Origin of the sequence: Streptomyces sp. NPDC016469 (assembly GCF_040632905.1) — a bacterium.
Taxonomy (GTDB): domain Bacteria; phylum Actinomycetota; class Actinomycetes; order Streptomycetales; family Streptomycetaceae; genus Streptomyces.
Window position 1 is genome coordinate 1 of record NZ_JBEYCQ010000035.1, and the last position, 21,499, is coordinate 21,499.

22 protein-coding genes and 1 pseudogene are annotated in these 21,499 nt (G+C 71.5%); 8 read left to right on the plus strand and 15 right to left on the minus strand.

Annotation, left to right across the window (positions count from 1 at the left end; genetic code table 11):
• The 4 genes and pseudogenes from ABZ565_RS30040 to ABZ565_RS30055 form a co-directional block, all read right to left on the minus strand.
• Nucleotides 1-84, minus strand: a pseudogene (locus tag ABZ565_RS30040) (electron transfer flavoprotein subunit beta); the annotation flags it as partial.
• Between the two features lie 201 nt (nt 85-285).
• Nucleotides 286-792, minus strand: coding sequence for a flavin reductase family protein (locus tag ABZ565_RS30045; protein ID WP_361033687.1), 507 nt, complete (start codon nt 790-792; stop codon nt 286-288).
• Between the two features lie 43 nt (nt 793-835).
• Nucleotides 836-979 (minus strand): putative leader peptide, encoded by a 144-nt coding sequence (locus ABZ565_RS30050; protein WP_361033815.1) that lies wholly within the window; start codon nt 977-979, stop codon nt 836-838.
• A gap of 9 nt (nt 980-988) precedes the next feature.
• Entirely contained in the window at nt 989-1,315 is a 327-nt protein-coding gene (locus ABZ565_RS30055) for a thioredoxin family protein (protein ID WP_361033690.1), read from the minus strand.
• 219 nt (nt 1,316-1,534) lie between these two features.
• Between ABZ565_RS30055 and ABZ565_RS30060 the strand changes: the two genes are divergently transcribed.
• Nucleotides 1,535-2,257: a lysophospholipid acyltransferase family protein gene (locus ABZ565_RS30060; protein WP_361033693.1), complete on the plus strand. Its 723-nt coding sequence runs from the start codon at nt 1,535-1,537 to the stop codon at nt 2,255-2,257.
• Nucleotides 2,258-2,311: 54 nt separating this feature from the next.
• Here ABZ565_RS30060 and ABZ565_RS30065 read toward each other — a convergent pair whose 3' ends face one another.
• The 3 genes from ABZ565_RS30065 to ABZ565_RS30075 are packed head-to-tail and all read right to left on the minus strand — an operon-like array spanning nt 2,312 to nt 5,564.
• Nucleotides 2,312-3,394: a low specificity L-threonine aldolase gene (locus ABZ565_RS30065; RefSeq protein ID WP_018106250.1), complete on the minus strand. Its 1,083-nt coding sequence runs from the start codon at nt 3,392-3,394 to the stop codon at nt 2,312-2,314.
• Nucleotides 3,373-4,140: an SDR family NAD(P)-dependent oxidoreductase gene (locus tag ABZ565_RS30070; protein WP_361033697.1), complete on the minus strand. Its 768-nt coding sequence runs from the start codon at nt 4,138-4,140 to the stop codon at nt 3,373-3,375. The genes ABZ565_RS30065 and ABZ565_RS30070 overlap by 22 nt, the downstream gene beginning before the upstream one ends.
• Nucleotides 4,141-4,166: 26 nt before the next feature.
• Nucleotides 4,167-5,564: a DUF6421 family protein gene (locus ABZ565_RS30075; protein WP_361033700.1), complete on the minus strand. Its 1,398-nt coding sequence runs from the start codon at nt 5,562-5,564 to the stop codon at nt 4,167-4,169.
• 251 nt (nt 5,565-5,815) lie between these two features.
• Here ABZ565_RS30075 and ABZ565_RS30080 point away from each other — a divergent pair, with 251 nt between their 5' ends.
• On the plus strand, nt 5,816-6,499 hold the full coding sequence (locus tag ABZ565_RS30080; protein WP_361033703.1) for a glycerophosphodiester phosphodiesterase family protein: 684 nt from the start codon (nt 5,816-5,818) through the stop codon (nt 6,497-6,499).
• Nucleotides 6,500-6,502: 3 nt separating this feature from the next.
• Here ABZ565_RS30080 and ABZ565_RS30085 read toward each other — a convergent pair whose 3' ends face one another.
• Nucleotides 6,503-7,057 carry a GNAT family N-acetyltransferase gene (locus ABZ565_RS30085; RefSeq protein WP_361033706.1) on the minus strand — a complete coding sequence of 185 codons (555 nt, stop codon included), beginning with the start codon at nt 7,055-7,057 and terminating at the stop codon, nt 6,503-6,505.
• Nucleotides 7,058-7,279: 222 nt separating this feature from the next.
• On the opposite strand from ABZ565_RS30085, the gene ABZ565_RS30090 reads away from it, so the two are divergent.
• The 5 genes from ABZ565_RS30090 to ABZ565_RS30110 all read left to right on the plus strand — a co-directional run bounded on the left by ABZ565_RS30090 (nt 7,280) and on the right by ABZ565_RS30110 (nt 10,682).
• Entirely contained in the window at nt 7,280-7,873 is a 594-nt protein-coding gene (locus tag ABZ565_RS30090; RefSeq protein WP_361033708.1) for a DUF5134 domain-containing protein, read from the plus strand.
• A gap of 86 nt (nt 7,874-7,959) precedes the next feature.
• Nucleotides 7,960-8,895: a M48 family metalloprotease gene (locus tag ABZ565_RS30095; RefSeq protein ID WP_361033711.1), complete on the plus strand. Its 936-nt coding sequence runs from the start codon at nt 7,960-7,962 to the stop codon at nt 8,893-8,895.
• Nucleotides 8,896-8,965: 70 nt separating this feature from the next.
• The gene (locus ABZ565_RS30100) at nt 8,966-9,658 is read left to right on the plus strand and encodes a phosphatase PAP2 family protein (protein ID WP_361033714.1); all 693 of its coding nucleotides are present in this window, start codon (nt 8,966-8,968) and stop codon (nt 9,656-9,658) included.
• 72 nt (nt 9,659-9,730) lie between these two features.
• Nucleotides 9,731-10,432, plus strand: coding sequence for an HAD-IA family hydrolase (locus ABZ565_RS30105; RefSeq protein WP_361033717.1), 702 nt, complete (start codon nt 9,731-9,733; stop codon nt 10,430-10,432).
• Between the two features lie 70 nt (nt 10,433-10,502).
• The gene (locus ABZ565_RS30110) at nt 10,503-10,682 is read left to right on the plus strand and encodes a hypothetical protein (protein ID WP_361033720.1); all 180 of its coding nucleotides are present in this window, start codon (nt 10,503-10,505) and stop codon (nt 10,680-10,682) included.
• A 141-nt stretch (nt 10,683-10,823) separates the two neighbouring features.
• Here ABZ565_RS30110 and ABZ565_RS30115 read toward each other — a convergent pair whose 3' ends face one another.
• The 7 genes from ABZ565_RS30115 to ABZ565_RS30145 form a co-directional block, all read right to left on the minus strand.
• Nucleotides 10,824-11,192: a helix-turn-helix transcriptional regulator gene (locus ABZ565_RS30115; protein ID WP_361033723.1), complete on the minus strand. Its 369-nt coding sequence runs from the start codon at nt 11,190-11,192 to the stop codon at nt 10,824-10,826.
• 95 nt (nt 11,193-11,287) lie between these two features.
• Complete coding sequence (locus ABZ565_RS30120; RefSeq protein WP_361033726.1) at nt 11,288-12,367, minus strand: aldose epimerase family protein; 1,080 nt, start codon at nt 12,365-12,367, stop codon at nt 11,288-11,290.
• A gap of 64 nt (nt 12,368-12,431) precedes the next feature.
• Nucleotides 12,432-13,466 carry a LacI family DNA-binding transcriptional regulator gene (locus ABZ565_RS30125; RefSeq protein ID WP_361033729.1) on the minus strand — a complete coding sequence of 345 codons (1,035 nt, stop codon included), beginning with the start codon at nt 13,464-13,466 and terminating at the stop codon, nt 12,432-12,434.
• 109 nt (nt 13,467-13,575) lie between these two features.
• A complete protein-coding gene (locus ABZ565_RS30130) occupies nt 13,576-14,637 on the minus strand; it encodes an ABC transporter permease (RefSeq protein ID WP_361033732.1) in 1,062 nt (353 codons plus the stop codon).
• Nucleotides 14,634-15,608, minus strand: coding sequence for an ABC transporter permease (locus ABZ565_RS30135; RefSeq protein WP_361033735.1), 975 nt, complete (start codon nt 15,606-15,608; stop codon nt 14,634-14,636). The genes ABZ565_RS30130 and ABZ565_RS30135 overlap by 4 nt, the downstream gene beginning before the upstream one ends.
• On the minus strand, nt 15,605-17,260 hold the full coding sequence (locus tag ABZ565_RS30140; RefSeq protein ID WP_361033738.1) for a sugar ABC transporter ATP-binding protein: 1,656 nt from the start codon (nt 17,258-17,260) through the stop codon (nt 15,605-15,607). Before ABZ565_RS30140 ends, ABZ565_RS30135 begins: the two co-directional genes overlap by 4 nt.
• Before the next feature lie 118 nt (nt 17,261-17,378).
• The gene (locus tag ABZ565_RS30145; RefSeq protein ID WP_361033741.1) at nt 17,379-18,467 is read right to left on the minus strand and encodes an ABC transporter substrate-binding protein; all 1,089 of its coding nucleotides are present in this window, start codon (nt 18,465-18,467) and stop codon (nt 17,379-17,381) included.
• 513 nt (nt 18,468-18,980) lie between these two features.
• Here ABZ565_RS30145 and ABZ565_RS30150 point away from each other — a divergent pair.
• Nucleotides 18,981-21,428, plus strand: a complete 2,448-nt coding sequence (locus tag ABZ565_RS30150) for an RICIN domain-containing protein (RefSeq protein WP_361033744.1) — start codon at nt 18,981-18,983, stop codon at nt 21,426-21,428.
• Nucleotides 21,429-21,499 lie beyond the last annotated feature (71 nt).

The following is a 21,499-nucleotide window of genomic DNA, read 5'->3' on the forward strand; positions in this document are numbered from 1 at the left end:
ATCCAACGTCAGGTCATCGGCGAAATGCCGGTCACCGGTCGCGTCGGGCACGTACTTCACAGTGACAACGATCCTCAAGCTCACGCCGGCTCTCCTACTGCATCGTCATTTCCGGGCTGCCTTGTTGCACGCAGCATAGGCGCCTGATGGGGCGTTTTCCGGTCGGGGCGACCGACGCTCCGACCGTCATATTACTCGCCAGTACATCCAGCGTGTGCCCAATGAGCAAGCGCTTTGCACTGTGATCTGCCCAACGCGATCCACCCGCGAACCCCGGGGATCGCGTCAGTCCCGCAGAGCCGTGAATCGGCCCTGGTGATAGACGAGCGGCCGGCCTCCGCCGGCCGGGTCGCCCTCGACCACCTGCGCGATCACGATGTGGTGGTCGCCCGCCGGGATCCGCGCCACGACGCGGCAGACCAGCCACGCAAGGACGTCGTCCAGCAGCGGAACGCCCTCCGGCCCGCTGCGCCAAAAGGTGGACGGGCCGAAACGGTCCGCGCCGCTCCGGGCGAAGGTGGCGGCCAGCTCCCGCTGGTGTTCGCCGAGTATGTGCACGCCCACGTGCTCGGCCTCGGCCAGCACCGGCCAGCTGGAGGACGAGGTGCCGACGCCGAAGGAGACGAGGGGCGGCTCCGCGGCCACGGAGCTGAGCGAGGTGGCGGTGAAGCCGACCGGGCGCTCTCCGGCGGCGGTGATCACGGCGACTCCGGCGGCATGCCGGCGGAACACGGAGCGCAGAAGATCCGGGGATGCCGTGCGCGTCGTGCCGAGCCCGGGTGATGCCGTCATGGAGATGTCCTTCTGCGCGTCGGAGATGCGGGGTCGTGGATGCTCAGGCACCCGGACAGCACGCGCCGGCGGTGCGGGCGAGGTCGATGTACGCCCGGCCATGGAGAAGGGGATCTGACGGCATAACGTCAGACTGACGATGCGCGGTCCGCGCCGTCAAGGGCGTCCCGCCAGGTGGGAGAAGCATCACGGTCCGTCATATCGCCCGGCCGAGGGCGGCGACGACGTCGACGGTGCGGGGCTGCCCCTCGGCCCGGCGGACGATCCGGCCCCCGGAGTCGAGGACCAGGACGGTCGGGGTCCGGCTGATGCCGAGGTTGCGTACGAGTGCGAGACGCGCCTCCGCGTCGATCTCCACATGGGCGACCCCTTCGACCATTCCGGCCACCTCCGCGAGGGTGCGCCGGGTGGCCCGGCACGGCTGGCAGAAGGCGGTGGAGAACTGGACGAGCGTGGCCCGCTTCCCCAGTTCCGCGCCGAGTCGTGCCGCGTCCAGCCTCTCGGCGCCTGCCTGCCCGTCCACCTTCGGCCTCCTGTCAGAGTTCTACGCAGGGCGTCAGCGTCCGCGACGCCGCGGGCATTCCCGGGCGCAGTACGTGACGAGAATCTCGCGGCCCGGCGCCGCCGGGACTGGCCACCACGTCACCGCATGGGGCACCATCGGCGCAATGCCGAAAACCTACGGCTGCGTAACTTCCGCCGGGAGAACCTCCGCGGGCGCTGAAGAAAGGGTCTTCCCCAGATGGCAGAACTCGTCTATCGGCCGGTCATCGGCGCCGCTCGCACGTTTTTCAAGGCGCTGGACCTGAAGATCGACACTCAGGGTTCGGAGCACATCCCGAAGACCGGTGGTGCTGTTCTGGTCAGCAACCACATCAGTTATCTGGACTTCATCTTCAGTGGCCTCGCCGCGCTCCCGCAGAAGCGGCTGGTGCGTTTCATGGCCAAGGAATCCGTATTCCGGCACAAGGTCTCCGGGCCGCTGATGCGCGGGATGAAGCACATTCCCGTCGACCGCAAGCAGGGTGAGGACGCGTACGCGCACGCGCTGGCCTCGCTGCGGTCCGGCGAGATCGTCGGAGTGTTCCCCGAGGCGACGATCTCGGAGTCGTTCACGCTCAAGAGCTTCAAGTCGGGTGCCGCCCGTCTGGCGCAGGAGGCCGGGGTGCCGCTGGTCCCGATGGCACTGTGGGGCACGCAGCGGCTGTGGACCAAGGGCCGGCCGCGCAGCTTCAAGCGCAACCACACCCCGATCACCATCCGCGTCGGAGAGCCCGTGGAGGCCCCCACCGACCAGTACGCGGGCGCCATCACGCGGCGGCTGCGCGAGCGGGTGCAGGAGCTGCTCGAAGCGGCCCAGCGGGCCTATCCGGTCCGGCCGAAGGACGCCAGTGACACGTGGTGGGTGCCCGCGCACCTGGGCGGTACGGCTCCGACGGCGGCCGAGGTCCGCGAGCGCGGCTGAATCGTCTCCGGGGGGTACGGACAGGTCCGCACCCCCCGGAGACGGGCCGGGCCGCTAGGCGGCGGCCATTTCCTCCTTGAGCGCGAGGAGGAACGCGTCGACGTCCTCCTCCGTGGTGTCGAAGGCGCACATCCAGCGCACGTCACCGGCCTGCTCGTCCCAGAAGTAGAAGCGGAAGCGCTTCTGGAGCCGCTCGGTCACCGCGTGCGGCAACCGGGCGAAGACGGCGTTGGCCTGGACGGGGTGAAGGATCTCCACGCCGTCGATCCCGCGCACGCCCTCGGCCAGCCGCTGGGCCATCGCGTTGGCGTGCCGGGCGTTGCGCAGCCAGAGGTCGCCCGCGAGCAGCGCCTCCAGCTGCACGGAGACGAAGCGCATCTTGGAGGCGAGCTGCATCGACAGCTTGCGCAGGTGCTTCATGGCCCGGACCGCGTCGGGGTTCAGGACGACGACGGCCTCGCCGAAGATGGCCCCGTTCTTCGTGCCGCCGAAGGACAGCACGTCGACGCCGACCGTGTTGGTGAACGTACGCATGGGCACGTCCAGGGAAGCCGAGGCGTTGGCTATGCGGGCGCCGTCGAGGTGCACCGTCATGCCGTGCCCGTGGGCGTGTTCGCAGATGGCGCGGATCTCGTCGGGTGTGTAGACGGTGCCCAGCTCGGTGTTCTGGGTGATCGAGACGACCTGCGGCATGGCGCGGTGCTCGTCGTCCCAGCCGTACGCCTGCCGGTCGATGAGCTCCGGGGTGAGCTTGCCGTCCTCGGTGGGGACGGTGAGCAGCTTGAGGCCGCCGACCCGCTCGGGAGCCCCGCCCTCGTCCACGTTGATGTGCGCGGACTCGGCGCAGATGACCGCGCCCCAGCGGTCGGTCATGGCCTGGAGCGAGACCACGTTGGCCCCGGTCCCGTTGAAGACCGGGAACGCCTCGGCGGTGGGGCCGAAGTGGCTGTGCATGACGCGCTGGAGATGGCCCGTGTAGTCGTCCTCGCCGTAGGCGACCTGGTGGCCGCCGTTGGCGAGGGCGAGTGCTGCGAGGATCTCGGGGTGCGTCCCCGCGTAGTTGTCACTGGCGAAACCGCGGACCTGCGGGTCGTGATGGCGACGCGCGTCGGTCCTTACGGTTGCGGGGTCAGCCACAGGCGCTTTCCGTTCACTTCCGGGGCGGGCCTGTCCCAGACGCCGGCGATGGCATCGGCCAGGTCCTTGACGTCGGTGAAGCCCGCGAACTTCGCATTCGGGCGCTCGGCGCGCATCGCGTCGTGCACCAGTGCCTTCACGACCAGGATCGCAGCCGCGCTGCGGGGGCCGTCCTCGCCCCCCGCCTTGCGGAAGGAGTCGGCGAGCGCGAGGGTCCACGCCTCGGCGGCCGCCTTGGCGGCGGCGTAGGCGGCGTTGCCCGCGGTGGGCTGGCTCGCCCCGGCCGCGCTGGTCAGCAGAAAGCGCCCCCGGTCGCTGCGCAGCAGGCAGTCGTGGAAGGCCAGCGAGGTGTTCTGCACCGTGCGGATGAGCAGCTTTTCGAGCAGCGTCCAGTCGGCGGGGTCGGTCTCGGCGAAGTTCGCGCTGCCGCGCCAGCCGCCCACGAGGTGGACGACGCCGTCGACGCGGCCGAACTCCTTCTCCGTCTTGGCCGCCCATTCCCGGGTGGCGCCGAGGTCGAGCAGGTCGACGGTGTCGCCCGTGACGGTCGCGCCGCCGTGGGCGTAGCGCGCCGCGTCGACGGCTTCGGCGAGCCGGGTGGGGTGGGAGTCCGAGGCGACGACGACCGCGCCCGCCTCGGCGAGCCGCAGCAGCGTGGCCCGGCCGGCCGGGCCGGCGGCTCCGGCGACGGCGACCACGGCCCCTTCGAGCGCGCCGCTCGCGTCGCCCGTGCTTGTTCCGTTCATGGCCTCCGCCTCCTTGGGACCTGTGCTCACGCGGCAGCCTTCCCCGCGTCCGAGCCGGTGATGCCCTTGGCCGAGGCGATCACGCTCTTCAGCTTCTTGGAAAGGGCCTCATAGAACATGCTCAGGGGAAACTCGTCGGGAAGCACGTCGTCCACAAGTTTCCGGGGCGGCTGGGAGAGGTCCAGGGCGTCGGGTCCCTTGGCCCAGCGGGAGCCGGGGTGCGGGGCGAGGTAGGTGGAGACGAGGTCGTACGCGGCGAACCAGTGGACCAGCTTGGGGCGGTCGATGCCGTCCCGGTACAGCTTCTCGATCTCGGCACAGAGCTGGTTGGTGACCTGCGGGGCGCGCTCCCAGTCGATCCGGAGCGTGTTGTCGGTCCAGCGCACCACGTCGTGCTTGTGGAGGTACGCGAAGAGGAGCTGGCCGCCGAGGCCGTCGTAGTTGCGGACGCGCTCGCCGGTGACCGGGAAGCGGAACATCCGGTCGAAGAGCACGGCGTACTGCACGTCGCGGCCGTGCGGGTTGCCCTCGGCCTCCAGCTTCACGGCCTCCTTGAAGGCGGTGAGGTCGCAGCGCAGCTCCTCCAGGCCGTACATCCAGAACGGCTGGCGCTGCTTGATCATGAAGGGGTCGAACGGCAGGTCGCCGTGGCTGTGGGTGCGGTCGTGGACCATGTCCCAGAGCACGAACGCCTGCTCGCAGCGCTGCTGGTCGCCGATCATCGCGCGGATGTCGTCGGGCAGTTCGATGCCGAGGAGGTCGACGGCCGCCTCGGTGACGCGGCGGAAGCGGGCGGCCTCGCGGTCGCAGAAGATGCCGCCCCAGCTGAAGCGTTCGGGGGCCTCGCGGACGGCGATGGTCTCCGGGAAGAGCACCGCCGAGTTGGTGTCGTAGCCGGAGGTGAAGTCCTCGAAGGTGATGCCGCAGAACAGCGGGTTGTCGTAGCGGGTGGCCTCCAGCTCGGCGAGCCAGTCGGGCCAGACCATCCGCAGCACGACCGCTTCGAGATTGCGGTCGGGGTTGCCGTTCTGGGTGTACATGGCGAAGACGACCAGGTGCTGGAGGCCGTCGGCGCGCCCCTTGGCCGGCTGGAAGGCCAGCAGGGAGTCCAGGAAGTCGGGGACGTCGAACCCGCCGCCCACCCAGTCGCGCAGGTCCTTCACGAGGGCGCGGTGGTACGCGGCGTCGTGCGGCAGCAGCGGGGACAGCTCCTCGACGGCGCCGATCACCCGCTCCACGGCGGCCTCGGCGAGCGCCGGGGCGGGCGCGCCCTCCGCGTCGAAGTCGATGGAACCGTCCTTCGACTGCCAGGGGCGGATCTCCTCCACGGCGTTCTTGAGCGCGGGCCAGGCCGGGTGCTCGATCACCCGTGGGGCGGCAGCTATGTCGCCGGATACGGCGTCGTGCACAAGAATTTCCGTCATCACACTTCCTCCACGGGAGAACCTCGCGTCCGACCACCGTATCCGCGTGCGAGTCCCCGGGACAAGTGGGATTGTGGAAAATATCCTGCGGACCCCCCATGGTCACCGCCATTTTTCCTGTGATACGTCCCCGCGGCGGCTTCTTCGGGGGTTTCGCGGGGCGCTGCGCGCTCGACCCCGCCCCTCCCCCGCCCGGCGTTGCGGGGCCACTAGGCTGCGAGGAACAGAGCGTCGACGGAAGCGAGCGGGCCTTGTCTTTTCTCACGATCGGTCATCGCGGAGCGGCGGGCGTCGAGCCGGAGAACACTCTGCGCTCCTTCGTCCGCGCCGAGAAGGAGGGCGTGGACCTCATCGAGCTGGACCTGCATCTGAGCAAGGACGGCGCACTGGCCGTCATGCACGACGCGGAGGTGGACCGTACGACCGACGGCGAGGGTCCGATCGCGGAGAAGACGCTCGCCGAGCTGCGCGCGCTCGACGCGGGCCTGGGCGAGCGGGTGCCCGTCTTCGAGGAGGTCCTGGACGCCGTGCGGTCCCCGCTCCAGGCGGAGATCAAGGACGTGGCGGCGGCCCGCACCCTGGCCCGGGTCATGCACGAACGCGACCTGGTCGAGCGCGTCGAGGTGATCTCGTTCCACGACGAGGCGGTCGCCGAGATCGCGCAGCTGGTCCCCGGCGTGCGGACGGCGCTGGTGGCCAGCCGGTGGGGCGGGGACCTGGTGGACCGCGCGAAGGCGGTGGGCGCGACCCGGCTGATCCTCAACATCCGGCGCATCACGCTGGAGCTGGTGGACAAGGCCCACGCCGAGGGGCTGACGGTCTTCGGCTGGACGGTCAACACCCAGCAGCAGCTGCGGCTGGCCGAGGGGCTGGGGCTCGACGGCGTGACCACCGACCACCCGGACATCCAGCGCGGGGGCGGCGCCCCCGCGTAGCCCTCAGCCGTCCAGCTCCTTGACCAGCAGCTCGAAGGCCAGATCGTCGCGCTGGGGGATGCCGAAGCGCTCGTCGCCGTACGGGAACGGGGAGAGCTTGCCCGTGCGGCGGTAGCCCCGGCGCTCGTACCAGGCGATGAGCTCGTCGCGGACGGAGATCACGGTCATGTGCATCTCCCGCGCACCCCAGCTCTCCCGGACGGTGCGCTCGGCCTCGGCGATGATCACCTTGCCGAGGCCGGCACCCTGGAGCGCGGGACGGACCGCGAACATGCCGAAGTACGCGGCCTCGCCGCGGTGCTCCAGCTGGCAGCAGGCGACGGGCGCGCCGTCCCGCTCCACCACGAGCAGCCGGCTGCCCGGGCTCTCGACCACCTCGCGGACGCCCTGCGGGTCGGTCCGCTGCCCCTGGAGGATGTCCGCCTCGGTGGTCCAGCCGGCGCGGCTGCTGTCGCCGCGGTACGCGGACTCGATCAGCTCGACGAGCGCGGGGATGTCCGCTTCGGTGGCGTCGCGGAACGTCAGCTCTCCCGTGTCCCGGGGCGGGGCGGTGTCCATGGCGGGGTCTCTCCGGATTCTGTGCGGGGGCGGTGCCGGAGCAGCGTAACTCCGAGGGCGGCGCCCGGGCCCGTGGCGGCCCTCGCGGGAGCGCGCACCAGGCGCATCCCGGAAACACTCCCGTCGCGCGCTCCCCCGCACCTCCGTGCGCCGCGTACGGGTGTCCGGCCCCGGGCATCTACTGGTCGACGGCGATGGCGTTCGCCCGGGGGGAGGGCCGCTGTGCACGGACCGGCGATGTCCGGATGGCTGCTGATGGCGTTGTGCGCGTTGACCGGCTCGTACTGCTTGCTGCGCACCCGTACGGGGAGCGCGGAGGAGCGCAGGGCCGCGCGGGCCGAGGCGCTGATGGGCTTCGGCATGGCCGCGATGGCGATACCGGCCGCCGCCGTCGCGCCGCCCGCGTGGGGGTGGGGGGTCTACGCGGTGTTCTTCGGGGTCGCGGCACTGCGGGCGCTGTGGTTCTCCCGGCGCGGCGGACACCATCTGCACCACCTCGTCGGCTCCTCCGCCATGGTCTACATGGCGGTGGTGATGGCCCGGGCCGGAACGGGCGGGCACGGCGGCAGCCACACCTCGCACGCGATGGCCTCCCCCGGCATGTCCGGTGCGGAGGGCATACCCCTGCTCACAGGGGTGCTCCTCCTCTACTACGCGGTGTATGTGCTGCGCTCAGGCGCCCGGCTGGTGCCGGCGGCCGCGGCGGCCACCGTCGGCGGCCCCGTGCCCGGGGACTGGGGGGCGCGTCCCGAGCTGGCTCTGGCGTGCCGGCTGACCATGGGCATGGCCATGTTCGCGATGCTGCTCACCCTGTGAGACGGGCAGGGCCGCCCTTCGTGGTGTACGTCACTTGGCGCGCGGAGCCATACCCGTGTGTGGCGCGGCCCTCATAGGCTGACGCCATGTGGGTCTCCCTAGCGCTGCTGCTGCTCGGTGCACTGGCCGCCGTCGTGACCCCGCGCCTGATGGCGCGGGCCGAGTGGCCCGAGCGCGAGCCGGTGGTGGCGCTGTGGGTGTGGCAGTGCGTGGTGGCCGCGGTGCTGCTGTCGTTCGCCCTCTCCATGACGTTCAGCGCGGCCGCCGCCTGGCAGGCGGTACGGGGTCATGTCTTCGCGCCCGCGCCGCACGCCGTCGTGGACGCGTACGCGCTCGCGGGCCACGGGGCGTGGTCGGCGGTGATGGCGGTGCTGCTGGCCCTCGGCGGCGTGTGGACGGCCGCCATGCTGGCCCGCGAGATCCACCGGGCCCAGCTGCGGCGCAGGCGGCGGCGGACCGAACTCCTGGTGCGCGCGCCCCTGATGCCCGGCGAGGAGCCGGGGTCCGGGCGGCTCGTGGTGCTGGAGGGTGAGCGCCCCGACGCCTGGTGGCTGCCGGGGTCCGCGCCCCAACTCGTCATCACCACGGCCGCGCTGGGGCGGCTGAAGGGGCGGCAGCTCGACGCGGTCCTGGCCCATGAGCAGGGCCACGCGCAGGCCCGGCACGACTGGCTGCTCAACTGCTCGGAGGCGCTGGCCTCCGGCTTCCCGCAGGTGCCGGTGTTCGCGGCCTTCCGCAACGAGATGCACCGGCTGGTCGAGCTGGCGGCCGACGATGTGGCCTCGCGGCGCTTCGGACGGCTGACGATCGCCCTCGCCCTGGTCGAACTCAACGAGGACCGGGGCGTGTTCGGCCCGTCCTCGGCCGCCGACGCGGAACTGCCGCTGCGGGTGAACCGGCTGCTGGCCCCGGCGGGCAGGCTCACGGCGGGACGGCGGCTGCGGCTGACCGCGGCGGCGTCCCTGGTGCCCGTGGTCCCGCTGCTCGTGGCCTTCGTTCCGGGGCTCAGCGCGCTGAGGTAACGGACCGGCGATTCCGTTCTCCGGCGCGCTGAAATGGCCGGAGTGGGTGCCGGTCGGCGAGGATCGTGCCATGCACATTCCGCTGCTCTCCCCCGTCGGCCAGATCCGCGCCGTCTCACGCCTCTCCCGGGCGGGCGCGGTCTGCGCGGTGCTCGGCGGCGCGGTGACGGCACTGGTCGTCGCCCGGTGGCGGCCACTCGTGGACCTGGACGCGCGGATCGCGGAGGCGCTGCACCGGCGGGCGGTGACCGAGCCCGGCTTCGTCCACGTCAACCGTTTGCTGACGGACTGGCTGTGGGACCCGTGGACGTTCCGCGCCCTGATCTCCGTCGCGGTGGTGGCCCTGTGGTGGCGGGGAGCCCGCCCGCTCGCGGTGTGGGTCGCGGCGACGACGCTGCTCTCGGCGCTCGTGCAGCAGGGCGTCAAGGCGGCCGTCGACCGGGGCAGGCCGCAGTGGGCGGACCCGGTGGACTCCGCCCACTACGCGGCCTATCCCTCGGGGCACGCGATGACGGCGACGGTGAGCTGCGGGCTGCTGCTGTGGCTGCTGCACCGGTCCGGGGCGCGGCGCGGGGTGTGGTGGGCGGCGGTGGGCGCGGCGGCCGTCTCGGTGCTCGGGGTCGGGCTCACCCGGCTGTATCTGGGCGTGCACTGGCCGTCCGATGTGCTGGGCGGATGGCTCCTGGGGGCGGCGCTGGCCGCCTTGGCGATCCGGGGTTTCGACCGGTGGTGCGCCGCCGCGCCCGCGCACCGGGGGCTCTGACCAGGCAGGGCGCCGTGGTGGCAGGGCAGGCGCCCTTGCCCGGGGCCGGCCGGTTCGGCGAGGATCGGTGCCATGCCGATCAAGGGTGCCCTCTTCGACTTCTCCGGGACACTGTTCCGGATCGAGCCGGTCCGTTCCTGGCTCGCCGCGACTCTCGCCGAGCGGGGGGTGCGCGTGGACGAGGCCGCCTTCGAGCGGTACGCGGCGGAGCTGGAGGCGTTCGGCGCGCTGCCGGGCGGGCCCGGCCCGAGGCGGATGCCCGAGGAGCTTGCGGACGGCTGGGCGCACCGCGACGAGAGCGCCGAGCTGCACCGCGCGGTGTACACCGGTCTGGCCCGCCAGGTCGCCCTGCCGGACCCGGGCCTCTACGACGCGCTGTACGACCGCCACCTGAGCCCGGACGCCTGGCGCCCCTACCCGGACACTGCGGAGGTCCTGGCCGGGCTGCGCACGGCCGGGGTCCGGATCGGGATCGTCAGCAACATCGGCTGGGATCTGCGGCCCGTCTTCCGCGCGCACGGCCTGGACCGCTACGTGGACGCGTACGTCCTCTCCTTCGAGCACGGCGTCCAGAAGCCGGACCCACGCCTCTTCCACACCGCGTGCACACTTCTGGGACAGGATCCGGCGGATGTGGTGATGGTCGGCGACGACCGGCGCGCCGACGGCGGGGCCGCGGCGCTGGGCTGCGAGGTGCGTTTTGTACGCCACCTGCCGGTGGATGAGCGGCCCGACGGACTGCGGGAGCTCGGACTGACCGGGAAGGTTGCCTGAGACACATGTGAGAGATGTCCCTGACGCGCAATGGGTCGGATGGTCACATCGTGGCCTTAGCCTGGAGAACATGTCCCCGACTCCGTGCCCGTCCGACTCCGTACGCCCCGCAGCTGTGGTGAATGAAGACATTCGCGACCTGTGGCGGCGCTCGGGCGGTCACCTGTCCCCGGAGGACGAGGAGGAGTACCAGCGTCTGCTGGTCGAGTGGGCCGCCGCGACCGGGGGCGGCGAGAGGCCCGCGTTCTGAGACGTCCCGGCTCCGGCGATCCCCTGCGTCGCCGGAACCGGTCCGTGGCGGGGGTACAGCATGTCCCGTCACGGCTGATCGGTCAATGAAGTACTACGCTCCGCCACTTCACGGGCCCGTACGGTGACGGATTACGCCCCCTCAGCCTTCGCCGAGGCGCACCGCCTGGCAGGCGGCCGCTTCGAGGATGCGGTCGAGCAGCCCGGGGAACAGCGCGTCGAGGTCGTCCCTGCGCAGCCCGTTCATCTTGGCGGTGCCCCGGTAGGTCTGCCGGACGATGCCGCTCTCGCGCAGCACCCGGAAGTGGTGCGTGGAGGTGGACTTGGTGACGGGCAGGTCGAAGCAGGAGCAGGTGAGCTCGTCCTCGGCGGCGGCCAGTTCGCGTACGACACACAGCCGCACCGGGTCCGAGAGGGCGTGCAGGACCGCTTCGAGCCGGATCTCCCGGCGGGCGGGGTGGGGCAGGGTGCGCGCGCCCGCTGCCGGGGCGGTGGTGCTGGCAGGGGTCACGGTCGCTCTCCGCATCGTCGCTCCGTCCGGGGCTCCCATACTACGAGGCTCATCGTAATTCGCCGCACAGGACGGGAGCCCTCACCGGTGAGGGCTCACACCCTCCGGGCCGCCAGGTGCGGGAAGCGGTATTCGGTGCGGCTGCGGAAGTCTTCGCCCGGGCGCAGGACGGTGGCCGGCTGATCGGGGCGGTTGGGCGAGTCGGGGAGGTGCTGGGTCTCCAGGCAGACGGCACTGTGGCGCTCGTGGCGGCCGCCGTCGGGGTCGGCCAGGGTGCCGTCCAGCTGGTTGGCGGTGTAGACCTGGATGCCCGGTTCGGTGGTCCACACCTCCATGACCCGCCCGCCGTCGGGTGCCGTGAGGCGGGCGGCGCGGCGGGGAGCGGCCGGTGCGTCCGCGCCGCCGAGGACCCAGCAGTGGTCGAACCCGCCCGCCCGGCGCAGCTGTTCGTGCGGCAGGGCGATCCGGTCGCCGAGGGTCTGCGGCCCGGTCAGGTCGAACGGGGTGGCGGCGACGGGCACGGCGGGGCCCTCGGGGATGCCCTCCTCGTCCACGGGGAGGTAGTGGCCGGCGTCCACCTGAAGGGTGTGGCCGAGGATGTCGCCCCGGTCGGTGAGGTCGAAGTAGGCGTGGTTGGTGAGGTTGACGACGGTGGCGCGGTCGGTGGTGGCCGTGTAGTCGAGGGCGAGGGTGCCGGCCGCGTCCAGGGTGTACGTCACGGTCACGTCCAGCGCCCCGGGGAAGCCCATGTCTCCGTCGGGGCTGTGCAGCGTGAGCCGCAGGACGGCCGCCTCGTCCGTGGCGGTGCCTTCGGCCTGCCAGATCCGGGTGTGGAAGCCGTCCGGCCCACCGTGCAGGGCGTGGCCCCGGTCGGTGGCGGGGACCTGGTGCTCCGCGCCGTCGAGGGTGAACCTGCCGTGCGCGATGCGGTTGGCGTAACGGCCGACGAGGGCGCCGAAGAAGGGGTTCTTCCCCGTGTAGTCGTCGAGGGCGGGCAGCGAGCGGACGACCGAGGCCGGGGTGCCGGCGGTGTCGGGCACGGTGAGCCGGTGCAGGATGCCGCCGTAGGTGAGGATCTCGGCCCGGACTCCGGTGCCGGAGTCGAGCGTCCAGATGTCGACGTCCGCGGGCCCGTGGGCGCCGAACGGTTTGCTGTGCACGGTGGGGCGAGGCATCAATGATCCTTGGGGCGATCGGAAGGCCGGAGTGGCCGGACAGGCGGGACTTTGCGGCCGCGCCCTAGGGCGCGGGCCGGCCGGCGGCGGGCCGGGGAACGGTGGATTCGCGGACGACGAGCCGGTAGCCGGGGCGGGGCCGCCGGGGCTCCGCCACCGGCTCACCGGAGAGGCGCTCGACCAGGCTGTCGACGGCGAGCCGGGCGATGGCCTCCTTGTCGGGCGCCACGGTGGTGAGCGTGGTCGCACCGTAGAGGCTCTCCTCGATGTCGTCGAACCCGACGACGGCGACGTCCTCGGGGATGCGCAGGCCGCGTGCGGTGAGGGTGCGCATGGCGCCGATGGCGATGAGGTCGTTGTACGCGAAGACGGCGTCGGGCCGCTCACCGCGGTCCAGCAGAGCCGCCATGGCGGAGGCCCCGTCCTCGCGTCCGTAGCCGTCGGTGACGACGACCAGCGCCTCGTCGGGCTCGATCCCGGCGGCGGCCAGCTCCTCGCGCCAGCCGCGCAGCCGGAGGTGGGCGGGCTGGCGTTCGCGGCCGGTACGGGAGCCGAGGAAGGCGATGCGGCGGTGGCCGAGCTCGATGAGGTGGCGTACGGCCTCGCGCGCCGCCGCGACGTTGTCGATGGCGATGTGGTCGTACGGGGCCTCGTACTCGCGCTCGCCGAGCAGGACCAGCGGCGCGGTCTCGGTGCGCGCCATCAGGTCCTCGGTCTCCAGGTGGATCGGGCTGAGGATGAGCCCGTCGATGACGTGGGACCGGAAGCCCTGGCTGACCAGGAGTTCCTTTTCGCGCAGTCCGCCGGTGTGGTCGACCAGCACGGTGTAGTCGTGCCGGGCGGCGGCGTCGACCACCGCGCCCGCCAGCTCCGCGAAGTACGGGTTGCCGAACTCGGGGACGGCGAGCGCGATGATCCCGGTGCGGCCCTTGCGCAGGTGACGGGCGGTCAGGTTCGGCCGGTAGCCGAGCTCGTCGATGGCCTGCTGCACCTTGGCGCGCATCTTCGGTGTGACGTGCTGATAGTTGTTCACCACGTTCGACACGGTCTTGATGGACACGCCCGCCCGTTGCGCAACGTCCTTGAGGCTGACGCCCACGGCACTCCCTGAATCGACTTGTCGCGCGGTGAGGCGCGGTGGCCCGGCTCCCGCCGGTTCGGCTCGATCGGCTCGAACGGTGCCGGGGCCGTGGGGCCCCGGCACCGGTTCAGGTGGTTCTGCGGCTGCGCGCCAGATAGCGCTGGGCCACGACGACAACGATAAGGAAACCGCCGCTGACGACCGACTGGTACGAGGAGTTCAGCGAGCCGATCTGGTTGATCAGGTTCTGGATGACCTGAAGGAGCAGGACGCCCCAGAGCGTTCCGCTGATGGAGCCGGCACCGCCGATGAGGAGGGTGCCGCCGATGACGACGGCGGAGATCGCGTCGAGCTCCATGCCCACGCCGACGATGGTGACTCCGGAGGAGAGCCGGGCGGCGTTGAGCGCGCCGGCCAGCCCGGCCAGGAGTCCGCTGAGCGTGTAGACGAGCATCTTCGTACGGGCGACGGGCAGACCCATCAGCGTGGCGGCGTCGCTGCTGCCGCCGACGGCGAAGATCGACTGCCCGAACGAGGTGCGCTGGAGGAGCAGTCCGCCGAGGCCGAACAGCGCGAGGGCGATGAAGATCGGGTAGCCGAAGCCCCGGACGGCGCCCTGGCCGATCTCGGCGAAGGCGGAGTCCTTGGGCACCAGGTAGGTGGTGGCGCCCTCGTCCGTGATCGCGAGGAGCAGTCCGCGCGCCCCGAGAAGGGTGGCGAGCGTGACGATGAACGGGGCCATTCCGGCGCGGGCCACCAGGAAGCCGTTGAGCAGGCCGATCGCTCCGCACACCACGAGCGGGACCAGCAGGGCGGGCAGGACGCCCCATTGGGAGGCCCAGGCGGCGAGCACCCCGCCCAGGGCGAACACGGACCCGACGGAGAGGTCGATGCCGCCGGTGATGATGACCATGGTCATCCCGAGCGCGACGACGGCCAGGAACGAGGCCTGGACGGTCACTCCGCGGGCGTTGTCCAGGGTGGAGAACGTCGTCGGGTAGATGCAGGACGCGACGATCACGACCGTCAGGAGGACGACCAGGACGCCCTGGCGTTGCAGGAGTTCGGCGATCCGCCGGCCGGTCGTGCGCGGCGCCGCGGCACCGGGGGCCGGCGCGGGGGCGCCGGAGGCGGCGGTCTTGCGCGGGGCCGGGGCGGGGGCCGCCGGGGCAGGTGAGGTTTCGTTCATCGGGACCGACGCTCCCGGGCGACGTAGACGGCGGCGATGATGATGGCCGCCTGGGCGATCTGTGCGGTGGAGTCGGGCAGGTCGTGCTTGATGAGGGTGGCCCGCAGCAGCTGCATCAGCAGGGCGCCGGCGACGGTGCCGAGAACCCGGATGGAGCCGCCGTTGAGCGGGGTGCCGCCCACCACGACCGCCGTGATGGCGGAGAGTTCCATGAGGGTGCCGAGCGAGGAGGGGTCGCTGGCGGTGAGCCTGGCGGTGGCCAGGATTCCCGCGAGGGCGGCGAGCACCCCGCAGAGCACGTACACACCGATGAGCACCCGCCGGACGGGCAGTCCGGCCAGGGCGGCGGCGGAGCGGTTGCCGCCGATGGCGACGACCTGGCGGCCGAAGGTGGTCCGGGTGACGAGGAAGGCCACGGCGACGGCGAGGACACCGGCGATGAGGACGACCAGCGGGATGCCGAGGAAGGAGCCGGTGCCCAGGGAGAGCAGGTCCGGGTTGACGATCTGCTTGAGCTGGCTGTCCGCCATGACCAGGGCGAGGCCCCGGCCGCCGACGAACAGGGCGAGTGTGGCGACGATCGGCTGGAGGCCGACGAGTGAGACCAGGGTGCCGTTGACCGCTCCGACGAGGGCGCCGGCGAGCAGCGCCATGACGAGCGCGGGGACCAGTCCGTAGCCGAGGTAGAGCGGCAGCAGCGCTGCGGCCAGGGCCATGGTCGAGCCGACGGAGAGGTCGACGCCCTCGGTGCCGATGACGAGCGCCATGCCGAGGGCGACGATGACGATCGGGGCGACCTGGACGAGCTGCGTGCGCAGGTTGTCCACCGTCATGAAGTGCTCGGTGAACAGGGCGTTGAAGACGAGGACGACCGCGACGGCGAGGTAGACGCCGTACTCCTGGTACCAGGCGGGGTCGCGCAGCCGGGCGAGCGGCCGGGCTGCGGGGGTGGTGACTGCGGCCTGGGTCATCGGGGGTCCTCCTTCGCGGCCGGCGCCTTGTCCGCGGCAGCCGGTGAGTGGTCGGCGAGCACTTCGAGCAGATGGCTCTCCGCCACCTCGTCGCCCGCCAGTTCGCCCGCGACCGCGCCGCCGCGCAGGACGACGATCCGGTCGGCGCCCTCGATCAGTTCCTCGATGTCGGAGGAGATGAGCAGGACGGCCAGGCCCTCGCGGGCGAGGTCGTCGATGAGGCTCTGGACCTCGGCCTTGGCGCCGACGTCGATGCCCCGGGTGGGTTCGTCCAGCAGCAGGACCTTCGGCTCCAGGCAGAGCCAGCGGGCCAGCAGCACCTTCTGCTGGTTGCCGCCGGAGAGCTCGCCGACCTTCTGCTCGGGGCTCGCCGCCTTGATCCTCAGTCGCTTCATGAAGATGTCGACAATGCGGTCCTGCTTGGCGCGGGAGACGATGCCGGCGCGGGAGAGCCGGGGCATCGCGGCCAGCACGATGTTCTCGCGGACCGAGAGACCGGGCACGATGCCCTCGGCCTTGCGGTCCTCGGGCAGCAGGCTGATGCCGGCCCGGATGGCGCCGGCGGAGGTGAGGCGGCGCAGGGCGCGGCCGGCGATGCTCACCTCTCCGGAGTCCAGGGCGAGCGCTCCGGCGATGGCCTTCGCGGTCTCGCTGCGGCCGGAGCCGAGGAGTCCGCCGAGGCCCAGGACCTCTCCCGCGTACAGGTCGAGGGAGATGTCGTGCAGCTGGTGGTCGCGGGAGAGGCCGGTGGCGGTGAGGACGGGGGTTCGCGCGGCCTCGTGGCCCTCGGAGTCGAAGTTGGTGAGCCCTTCGCGGCGCACCTCGGCCATGTCGCGGCCCAGCATCATCGAGACGAGCTGCATCCGGTCGAGGCCGGCGAGGTCGCCGGTGTGGATGTGGTGGCCGTCGCGCAGGACGGTGACCCGGTCGCAGATCCGGTACAGCTCGTCCATGCGGTGGCTGACGTAGAGGACGGCGATGCCGCGTCCGCGGAGGTCCTCGATGACCCGGAAGAGGGTCTCGACCTCGCGGGGCTCCAGTGAGGAGGTCGGTTCGTCCATGATGACGACCTGGGCCTTCACGGAGACGGCGCGGGCCATCGCGACCATCTGCTGGGTGCCGATGCCCAGGGTGTGCAGGGGGCGCTTCGGGTCGACGCGGACACCGAAGCCGTCGAGCAGTTCGCTCGCCTCGCGGTGCATCCGGGGGAAGTCGATCAGGCCGAAGCGGTTCTTGGGCTCGCGGCCGAGGAAGATGTTGCGCGCCACGCTCATCAGCGGGACGAGGTTGACCTCCTGGTAGATCGTGGAGATCCCGGCCTCCTGCGCCTCGAACGGCCGGGCGAACGCGATCGGTCGGCCGGCCAGCCGCAGTTCGCCCTCGTCGGGGCGGTAGACGCCGGTCAGCACCTTGATGAGGGTGGACTTCCCGGCTCCGTTCTCCCCCACCAGGGCGTGGGTCTCGCCGGCGCGCAGGGAGAAGGAGACGCCGTCGAGGGCGACGACGCCCGGGAACCGCTTGCTGACCGAGCGGGCCTCCAGGACGGCCGGGGCCGCGCCGGGCTCGTCCGCGAGGGCCGTCGCGGCCGCGCTCCCCTCCTTCACGTCGGCGGCCGGCTCCGGCGGCTGCGGTACTGCTTCGGGTGGTGCCATGGCTGGTCTTGGCCTTCCGCTCTTCCAAGGATGGGGGCCCGGTGGCCGCCGTGACGGGGATGCGCCACGGCGGCCGAGAACCGACGGAGCCGGTACGGGCAGATGGGGCCGGCCGGTGTCAGAACGCGTTGCCGACCGTGGACTTGGCGTTGGACTCGTCGTAGGCGCGGTCGCTGATGATGACGTTCTCGGGGATCTCCTCGCCGCCGTAGAACTTCTGGGCGGTCGCGAAGGCCAGCGGGCCGAAGCGCGGGTTGGACTCGATGACGGCGTTGTACTCGCCGTTGACGATGGCCTGGACGGCGTTGCGGGTGCCGTCGACGGAGACGATCTTGATGTCCTTGCCGGGCTTCTTGCCGGCGGCCTTCACCGCGGTGACGGCGCCGAGTCCCATCTCGTCGTTCTCCGCGTAGATGGCGGTGATGCCGGGCTTGGACTGGATCAGCTGCTCCGTGACCTGCTGCCCCTTGTCGCGGGCGAACTCACCGGTCTGCTGGGCGACGATCTCCATGTCGGGGGCCTTGGCCTTGAGCTGGTCCACGAAGCCCTTGGTGCGGTCGGTGGTGACGTTGTTGCCCGACGAACCGAGGAGGATGGCGACCTTGCCCTTGCCGCCGGTCGCCTTGATCATCGCGTCGGCGGCGCGCTTGCCCTGCTCGACGAAGTCGGAGCCCAGGAAGGCCACGTAGTCCTTGCAGGCGGTGGCGTTGAGCTTGCGGTCGACGGTGAGGACCGGGACCTTCTTGGCGGCGGCCGCCTTGAGGGCCGGTTCGAGGCCGTCCGAGTTGAGCGGGGCGACGATGAGGAACTGGGCGCCCTGGGCGAGCATGTCCTGGATGTCGCTGATCTGCTTGGACAGCTGCGACTGGGCGTTGGTGGTGAGCAGCTTCTTGACGCCGATCTTCTTCGCCTCGTCCTTGATGGACTGGGTCTCGGCGATGCGGAAGGGGTTGGCCTCCTTCTCCGACTGGGAGAAGCCGACCACCGCGTTCTTCAGGTCGAGCTTCGGCGCCCCGTAACTCTGCAGCGAGCAGCCGGAGCCGGACGACGACTCGGGGGTCTTGGCCGCCTGGGCAGCCTGGCTGCTGTCGCTGCTCGCCTTGTTGTCCGAGCCCTCCGACTTGGAGCAGCCGGAAACGGCCAGCGTGGCGGTGGCGGCCAGGACGCAGGCCACGGCGAGGGTACGGGGTCGGCGCTGGATCATCATGCGCGGGGGCTCCTTGGCGGGATGACGGCACGCCGAGGGGCGTGCGGTCGGTCATGGCTGGACGATGCATCGGCCGCTGCGCGGCGGCCGATGTCACTGCACTCACGGCCCCGCTAGGAGACGGCCCCTAGCTGCACAAACTGCGGTCGTGAGAGCCTGCGCGGCCTCTCGGCGGCTCGGTTTACAACGTTATATAGGCGGTGCGGCTCGGGCGGCAAGAGCGTTGTCGATGCGTTTCCAAAATGTGTCGGCGCGAGTCCGCCCGGGCAGCGGCACCCGCGGGAAGCGATGCCGCCGCACCTCTGGACAGCCGCCCGGCGGCGTGCTGTCATACCGCCGGAACCCCGTTTTCCAACGTTGCAGAAGAGACACCGCACCCTTCGCCCGGATCGTGACGGCGCCCTTCGTCATGCGCGCGTCCGGCCTGGACCACCGCACCGCGACACCCCCTCTCTTGTCATGTGCATTCCTTGAGTCGGAGCCCCGCCTCCGGCAGAACAGGAGCCCTCGCCCATGCCCCTGAACCGCAGACAGCTCATGACCGGCGCCCTCGCCACCGTCGCCGCCACCACGGCGGCCGGCCGCTGGTCGGCCACCGCGACCGCCGCCGAGCACCGGGCGCGGCCCGCGCACGGCGGCCACTACTCCCCCAACGCCGCGCCCCTGCACCCCACCGCCTTCCTGAAGCTCCCGCCCGGCAAGGTCACCGCACGCGGCTGGCTCGCCGGACAGCTGAGGCTCCAGCTGGACGGGCTGTGCGGCCGGTACGAGGAGTTGTCGCACTTCCTCGACTTCACGGCCACCGGCTGGGTCCGCCCCGAACTCGGCGGCTGGGAGGAGGTCCCGTACTGGCTGCGCGGCTACACCGACCTGGCGATCGTCACGGGTGACGCGAAGGCGCTGGCCTCGGTGCGCCGCTGGTTCGACGCGATCCTCGCCACCCAGCAGTCCGACGGGTTCTTCGGCCCGAAGGCGCTGCGCACCTCGCTGAACGGCGGCCCGGACTTCTGGCCGTTCCTGCCGCTGGTACAGGCCCTGCGCTCCTGGCAGGAGTACGCCGGGGACACGCGGATCATCCCCTTCCTCAGCCGGTTCTTCCGGTACATGAACGCCCAGGGCCCGGGCGCGTTCAACACCAGCTGGATCGCGCTGCGCTGGGGCGACGGCCTGGACAGCGTCTTCTGGCTCTACAACCGCACCGGCGACGCCTTCCTGCTGGACCTCGCCGACAAGATCCACACGTACGGTGCCGACTGGGGCGACAACCTGGTCAACCCGCACAACGTGAACATCGCCCAGGGCTTCCGCGAGCCCGCCCAGTACGCGCTGCGCAGCGGCTCCGCCCAGGACACCCGGGACACGTACGGAACGTACGGCAAGGCCATGGACCAGTACGGCCAGTTCCCCGGTGGCGGCTTCGCCGGGGACGAGAACGCGCGGCCCGGGCACGGCGACCCCCGGCAGGGCTTCGAGACCTGCGGGATCGTGGAGTTCATGGCCAGCCACCAGTTGCTGACCCGGATCACCGGCGACCCGCTGTGGGCCGACCGCTGCGAGGAGCTGGCGTTCAACTCGCTGCCCGCCTCGCTCGACCCCTCGGGGAAGGCGATCCACTACATCACCAGCGCCAACAGCGTGGACCTGGACAACGTGCCGAAGTCGGAGCGCCAGTTCCAGAACGGCTTCGCCATGCAGGCGTTCCTGCCCGGCGTCGACCAGTACCGCTGCTGCCCGCACAACTACGGCATGGGCTGGCCGTACTTCACCGAGGAGCTGTGGCTCGCCACCCCGGACGGGGGCCTGGCCGCCGCGATGTACGCCGCCTGCGAGGTGACGGCCAAGGTCGCCGACGGCACCGAGGTCACGTTCACCGAGGAGACGGACTACCCCTTCAAGGAGACCGTCACCCTCACCCTGAAGGCGCCGAAGCGGCTGGCCTTCCCGCTGGTGCTGCGCGTCCCGGCCTGGTGCGACGCCCCCGAGATCGCGGTGAACGGGCGGCGCGTGGACGCCCCGGCCGGCCCCGCCTTCACCCGGCTCGACCGCACCTGGGCCGACGGGGACCGGGTCACCCTGCGCTTCCCGCAGCGCACCACCGTACGCACCTGGGCGCACAACCACGGCTCCGTCAGCGTGGACCGCGGCCCGCTCACGTACTCGCTGCGCATCGGCGAGTCGTACGAGCGCATCGGCGGCAGCGAGCAGTTCCCCGAGTACGCGGTCCACGCGACCGGCCCGTGGAACTACGGGCTCGTCCTGGACGCGAAGAAGCCCGCCGCCGCGTCCCTGCGCCACCACACCGTCCGACGGCTGAAGGGGGACAACCCGTTCACGCTCGACGGCACCCCGCTGACCATCACCGCGAAGGCGCGCCGCATCCCGGAATGGTCCGCCGACGACGGGCACGTGGTGGCACCGCTCCAGGACTCGCCGGCCCTGAGCACCGAGCCGGTGGAGGAGGTCGCCCTCGTCCCGATGGGGGCGGCCAGGCTGCGCATCACCTCCTTCCCGACCGCCGCCCCGGACGCGGAACCGTGGCTCGCGGACCGCTGGTACCGCATTCGCAACCGCCACTCCGGCAAGGTCCTGGGCGTCGACACCATGTCCACCGCCAACAGCGCGCACGTGGTGCAGTTCGGGGACACGGGCACCGACGACCACGACTGGCGGCTGATCGCGGAGGGCGACGGCTGGTACCGCATCCGCAACCATCACTCGGGCAAGGTGCTCGGCGTCGACAACATGTCCATGGACAACAGCGCGCACGTCGTCCAGTACGACGACAACGGGACCGACGACCACCTCTGGCAGCTCGTCCCGGACGGCGGCGGCTGGTACCGCATCCGCAACCGCCACTCCGGCAAGGTCCTGGGCGTCGACACCATGTCCACCGCCGACAGCGCGCACGTCGTCCAGTACGACGACAACGGCACCGACGACCACCTCTGGCAGCTCGTCTGATTCCCGGCGCTCCGCGCACCCCCCATGCCGCTCCCGTCCCCCGGGGGCCGAACCGAATCAAGGAGACGAAC

Coding starts and splice junctions, on each gene's coding strand:
- ABZ565_RS30120 (WP_361033726.1), bottom strand. CDS start 12,367: ATGCCTCGCCCCACCGTGCACAGCAAACCGTTCGGCGCCCACGGGCCC.
- ABZ565_RS30045 (WP_361033687.1), bottom strand. CDS start 792: ATGACGGCATCACCCGGGCTCGGCACGACGCGCACGGCATCCCCGGAT.
- ABZ565_RS30130 (WP_361033732.1), bottom strand. CDS start 14,637: ATGAACGAAACCTCACCTGCCCCGGCGGCCCCCGCCCCGGCCCCGCGC.
- ABZ565_RS30060 (WP_361033693.1), top strand. CDS start 1,535: ATGGCAGAACTCGTCTATCGGCCGGTCATCGGCGCCGCTCGCACGTTT.
- ABZ565_RS30100 (WP_361033714.1), top strand. CDS start 8,966: ATGCACATTCCGCTGCTCTCCCCCGTCGGCCAGATCCGCGCCGTCTCA.
- ABZ565_RS30050 (WP_361033815.1), bottom strand. CDS start 979: ATGCTTCTCCCACCTGGCGGGACGCCCTTGACGGCGCGGACCGCGCAT.
- ABZ565_RS30075 (WP_361033700.1), bottom strand. CDS start 5,564: ATGACGGAAATTCTTGTGCACGACGCCGTATCCGGCGACATAGCTGCC.
- ABZ565_RS30105 (WP_361033717.1), top strand. CDS start 9,731: ATGCCGATCAAGGGTGCCCTCTTCGACTTCTCCGGGACACTGTTCCGG.
- ABZ565_RS30150 (WP_361033744.1), top strand. CDS start 18,981: ATGCCCCTGAACCGCAGACAGCTCATGACCGGCGCCCTCGCCACCGTC.
- ABZ565_RS30135 (WP_361033735.1), bottom strand. CDS start 15,608: ATGACCCAGGCCGCAGTCACCACCCCCGCAGCCCGGCCGCTCGCCCGG.
- ABZ565_RS30070 (WP_361033697.1), bottom strand. CDS start 4,140: ATGAACGGAACAAGCACGGGCGACGCGAGCGGCGCGCTCGAAGGGGCC.
- ABZ565_RS30110 (WP_361033720.1), top strand. CDS start 10,503: ATGTCCCCGACTCCGTGCCCGTCCGACTCCGTACGCCCCGCAGCTGTG.
- ABZ565_RS30140 (WP_361033738.1), bottom strand. CDS start 17,260: ATGGCACCACCCGAAGCAGTACCGCAGCCGCCGGAGCCGGCCGCCGAC.
- ABZ565_RS30145 (WP_361033741.1), bottom strand. CDS start 18,467: ATGATGATCCAGCGCCGACCCCGTACCCTCGCCGTGGCCTGCGTCCTG.
- ABZ565_RS30085 (WP_361033706.1), bottom strand. CDS start 7,057: ATGGACACCGCCCCGCCCCGGGACACGGGAGAGCTGACGTTCCGCGAC.
- ABZ565_RS30095 (WP_361033711.1), top strand. CDS start 7,960: ATGTGGGTCTCCCTAGCGCTGCTGCTGCTCGGTGCACTGGCCGCCGTC.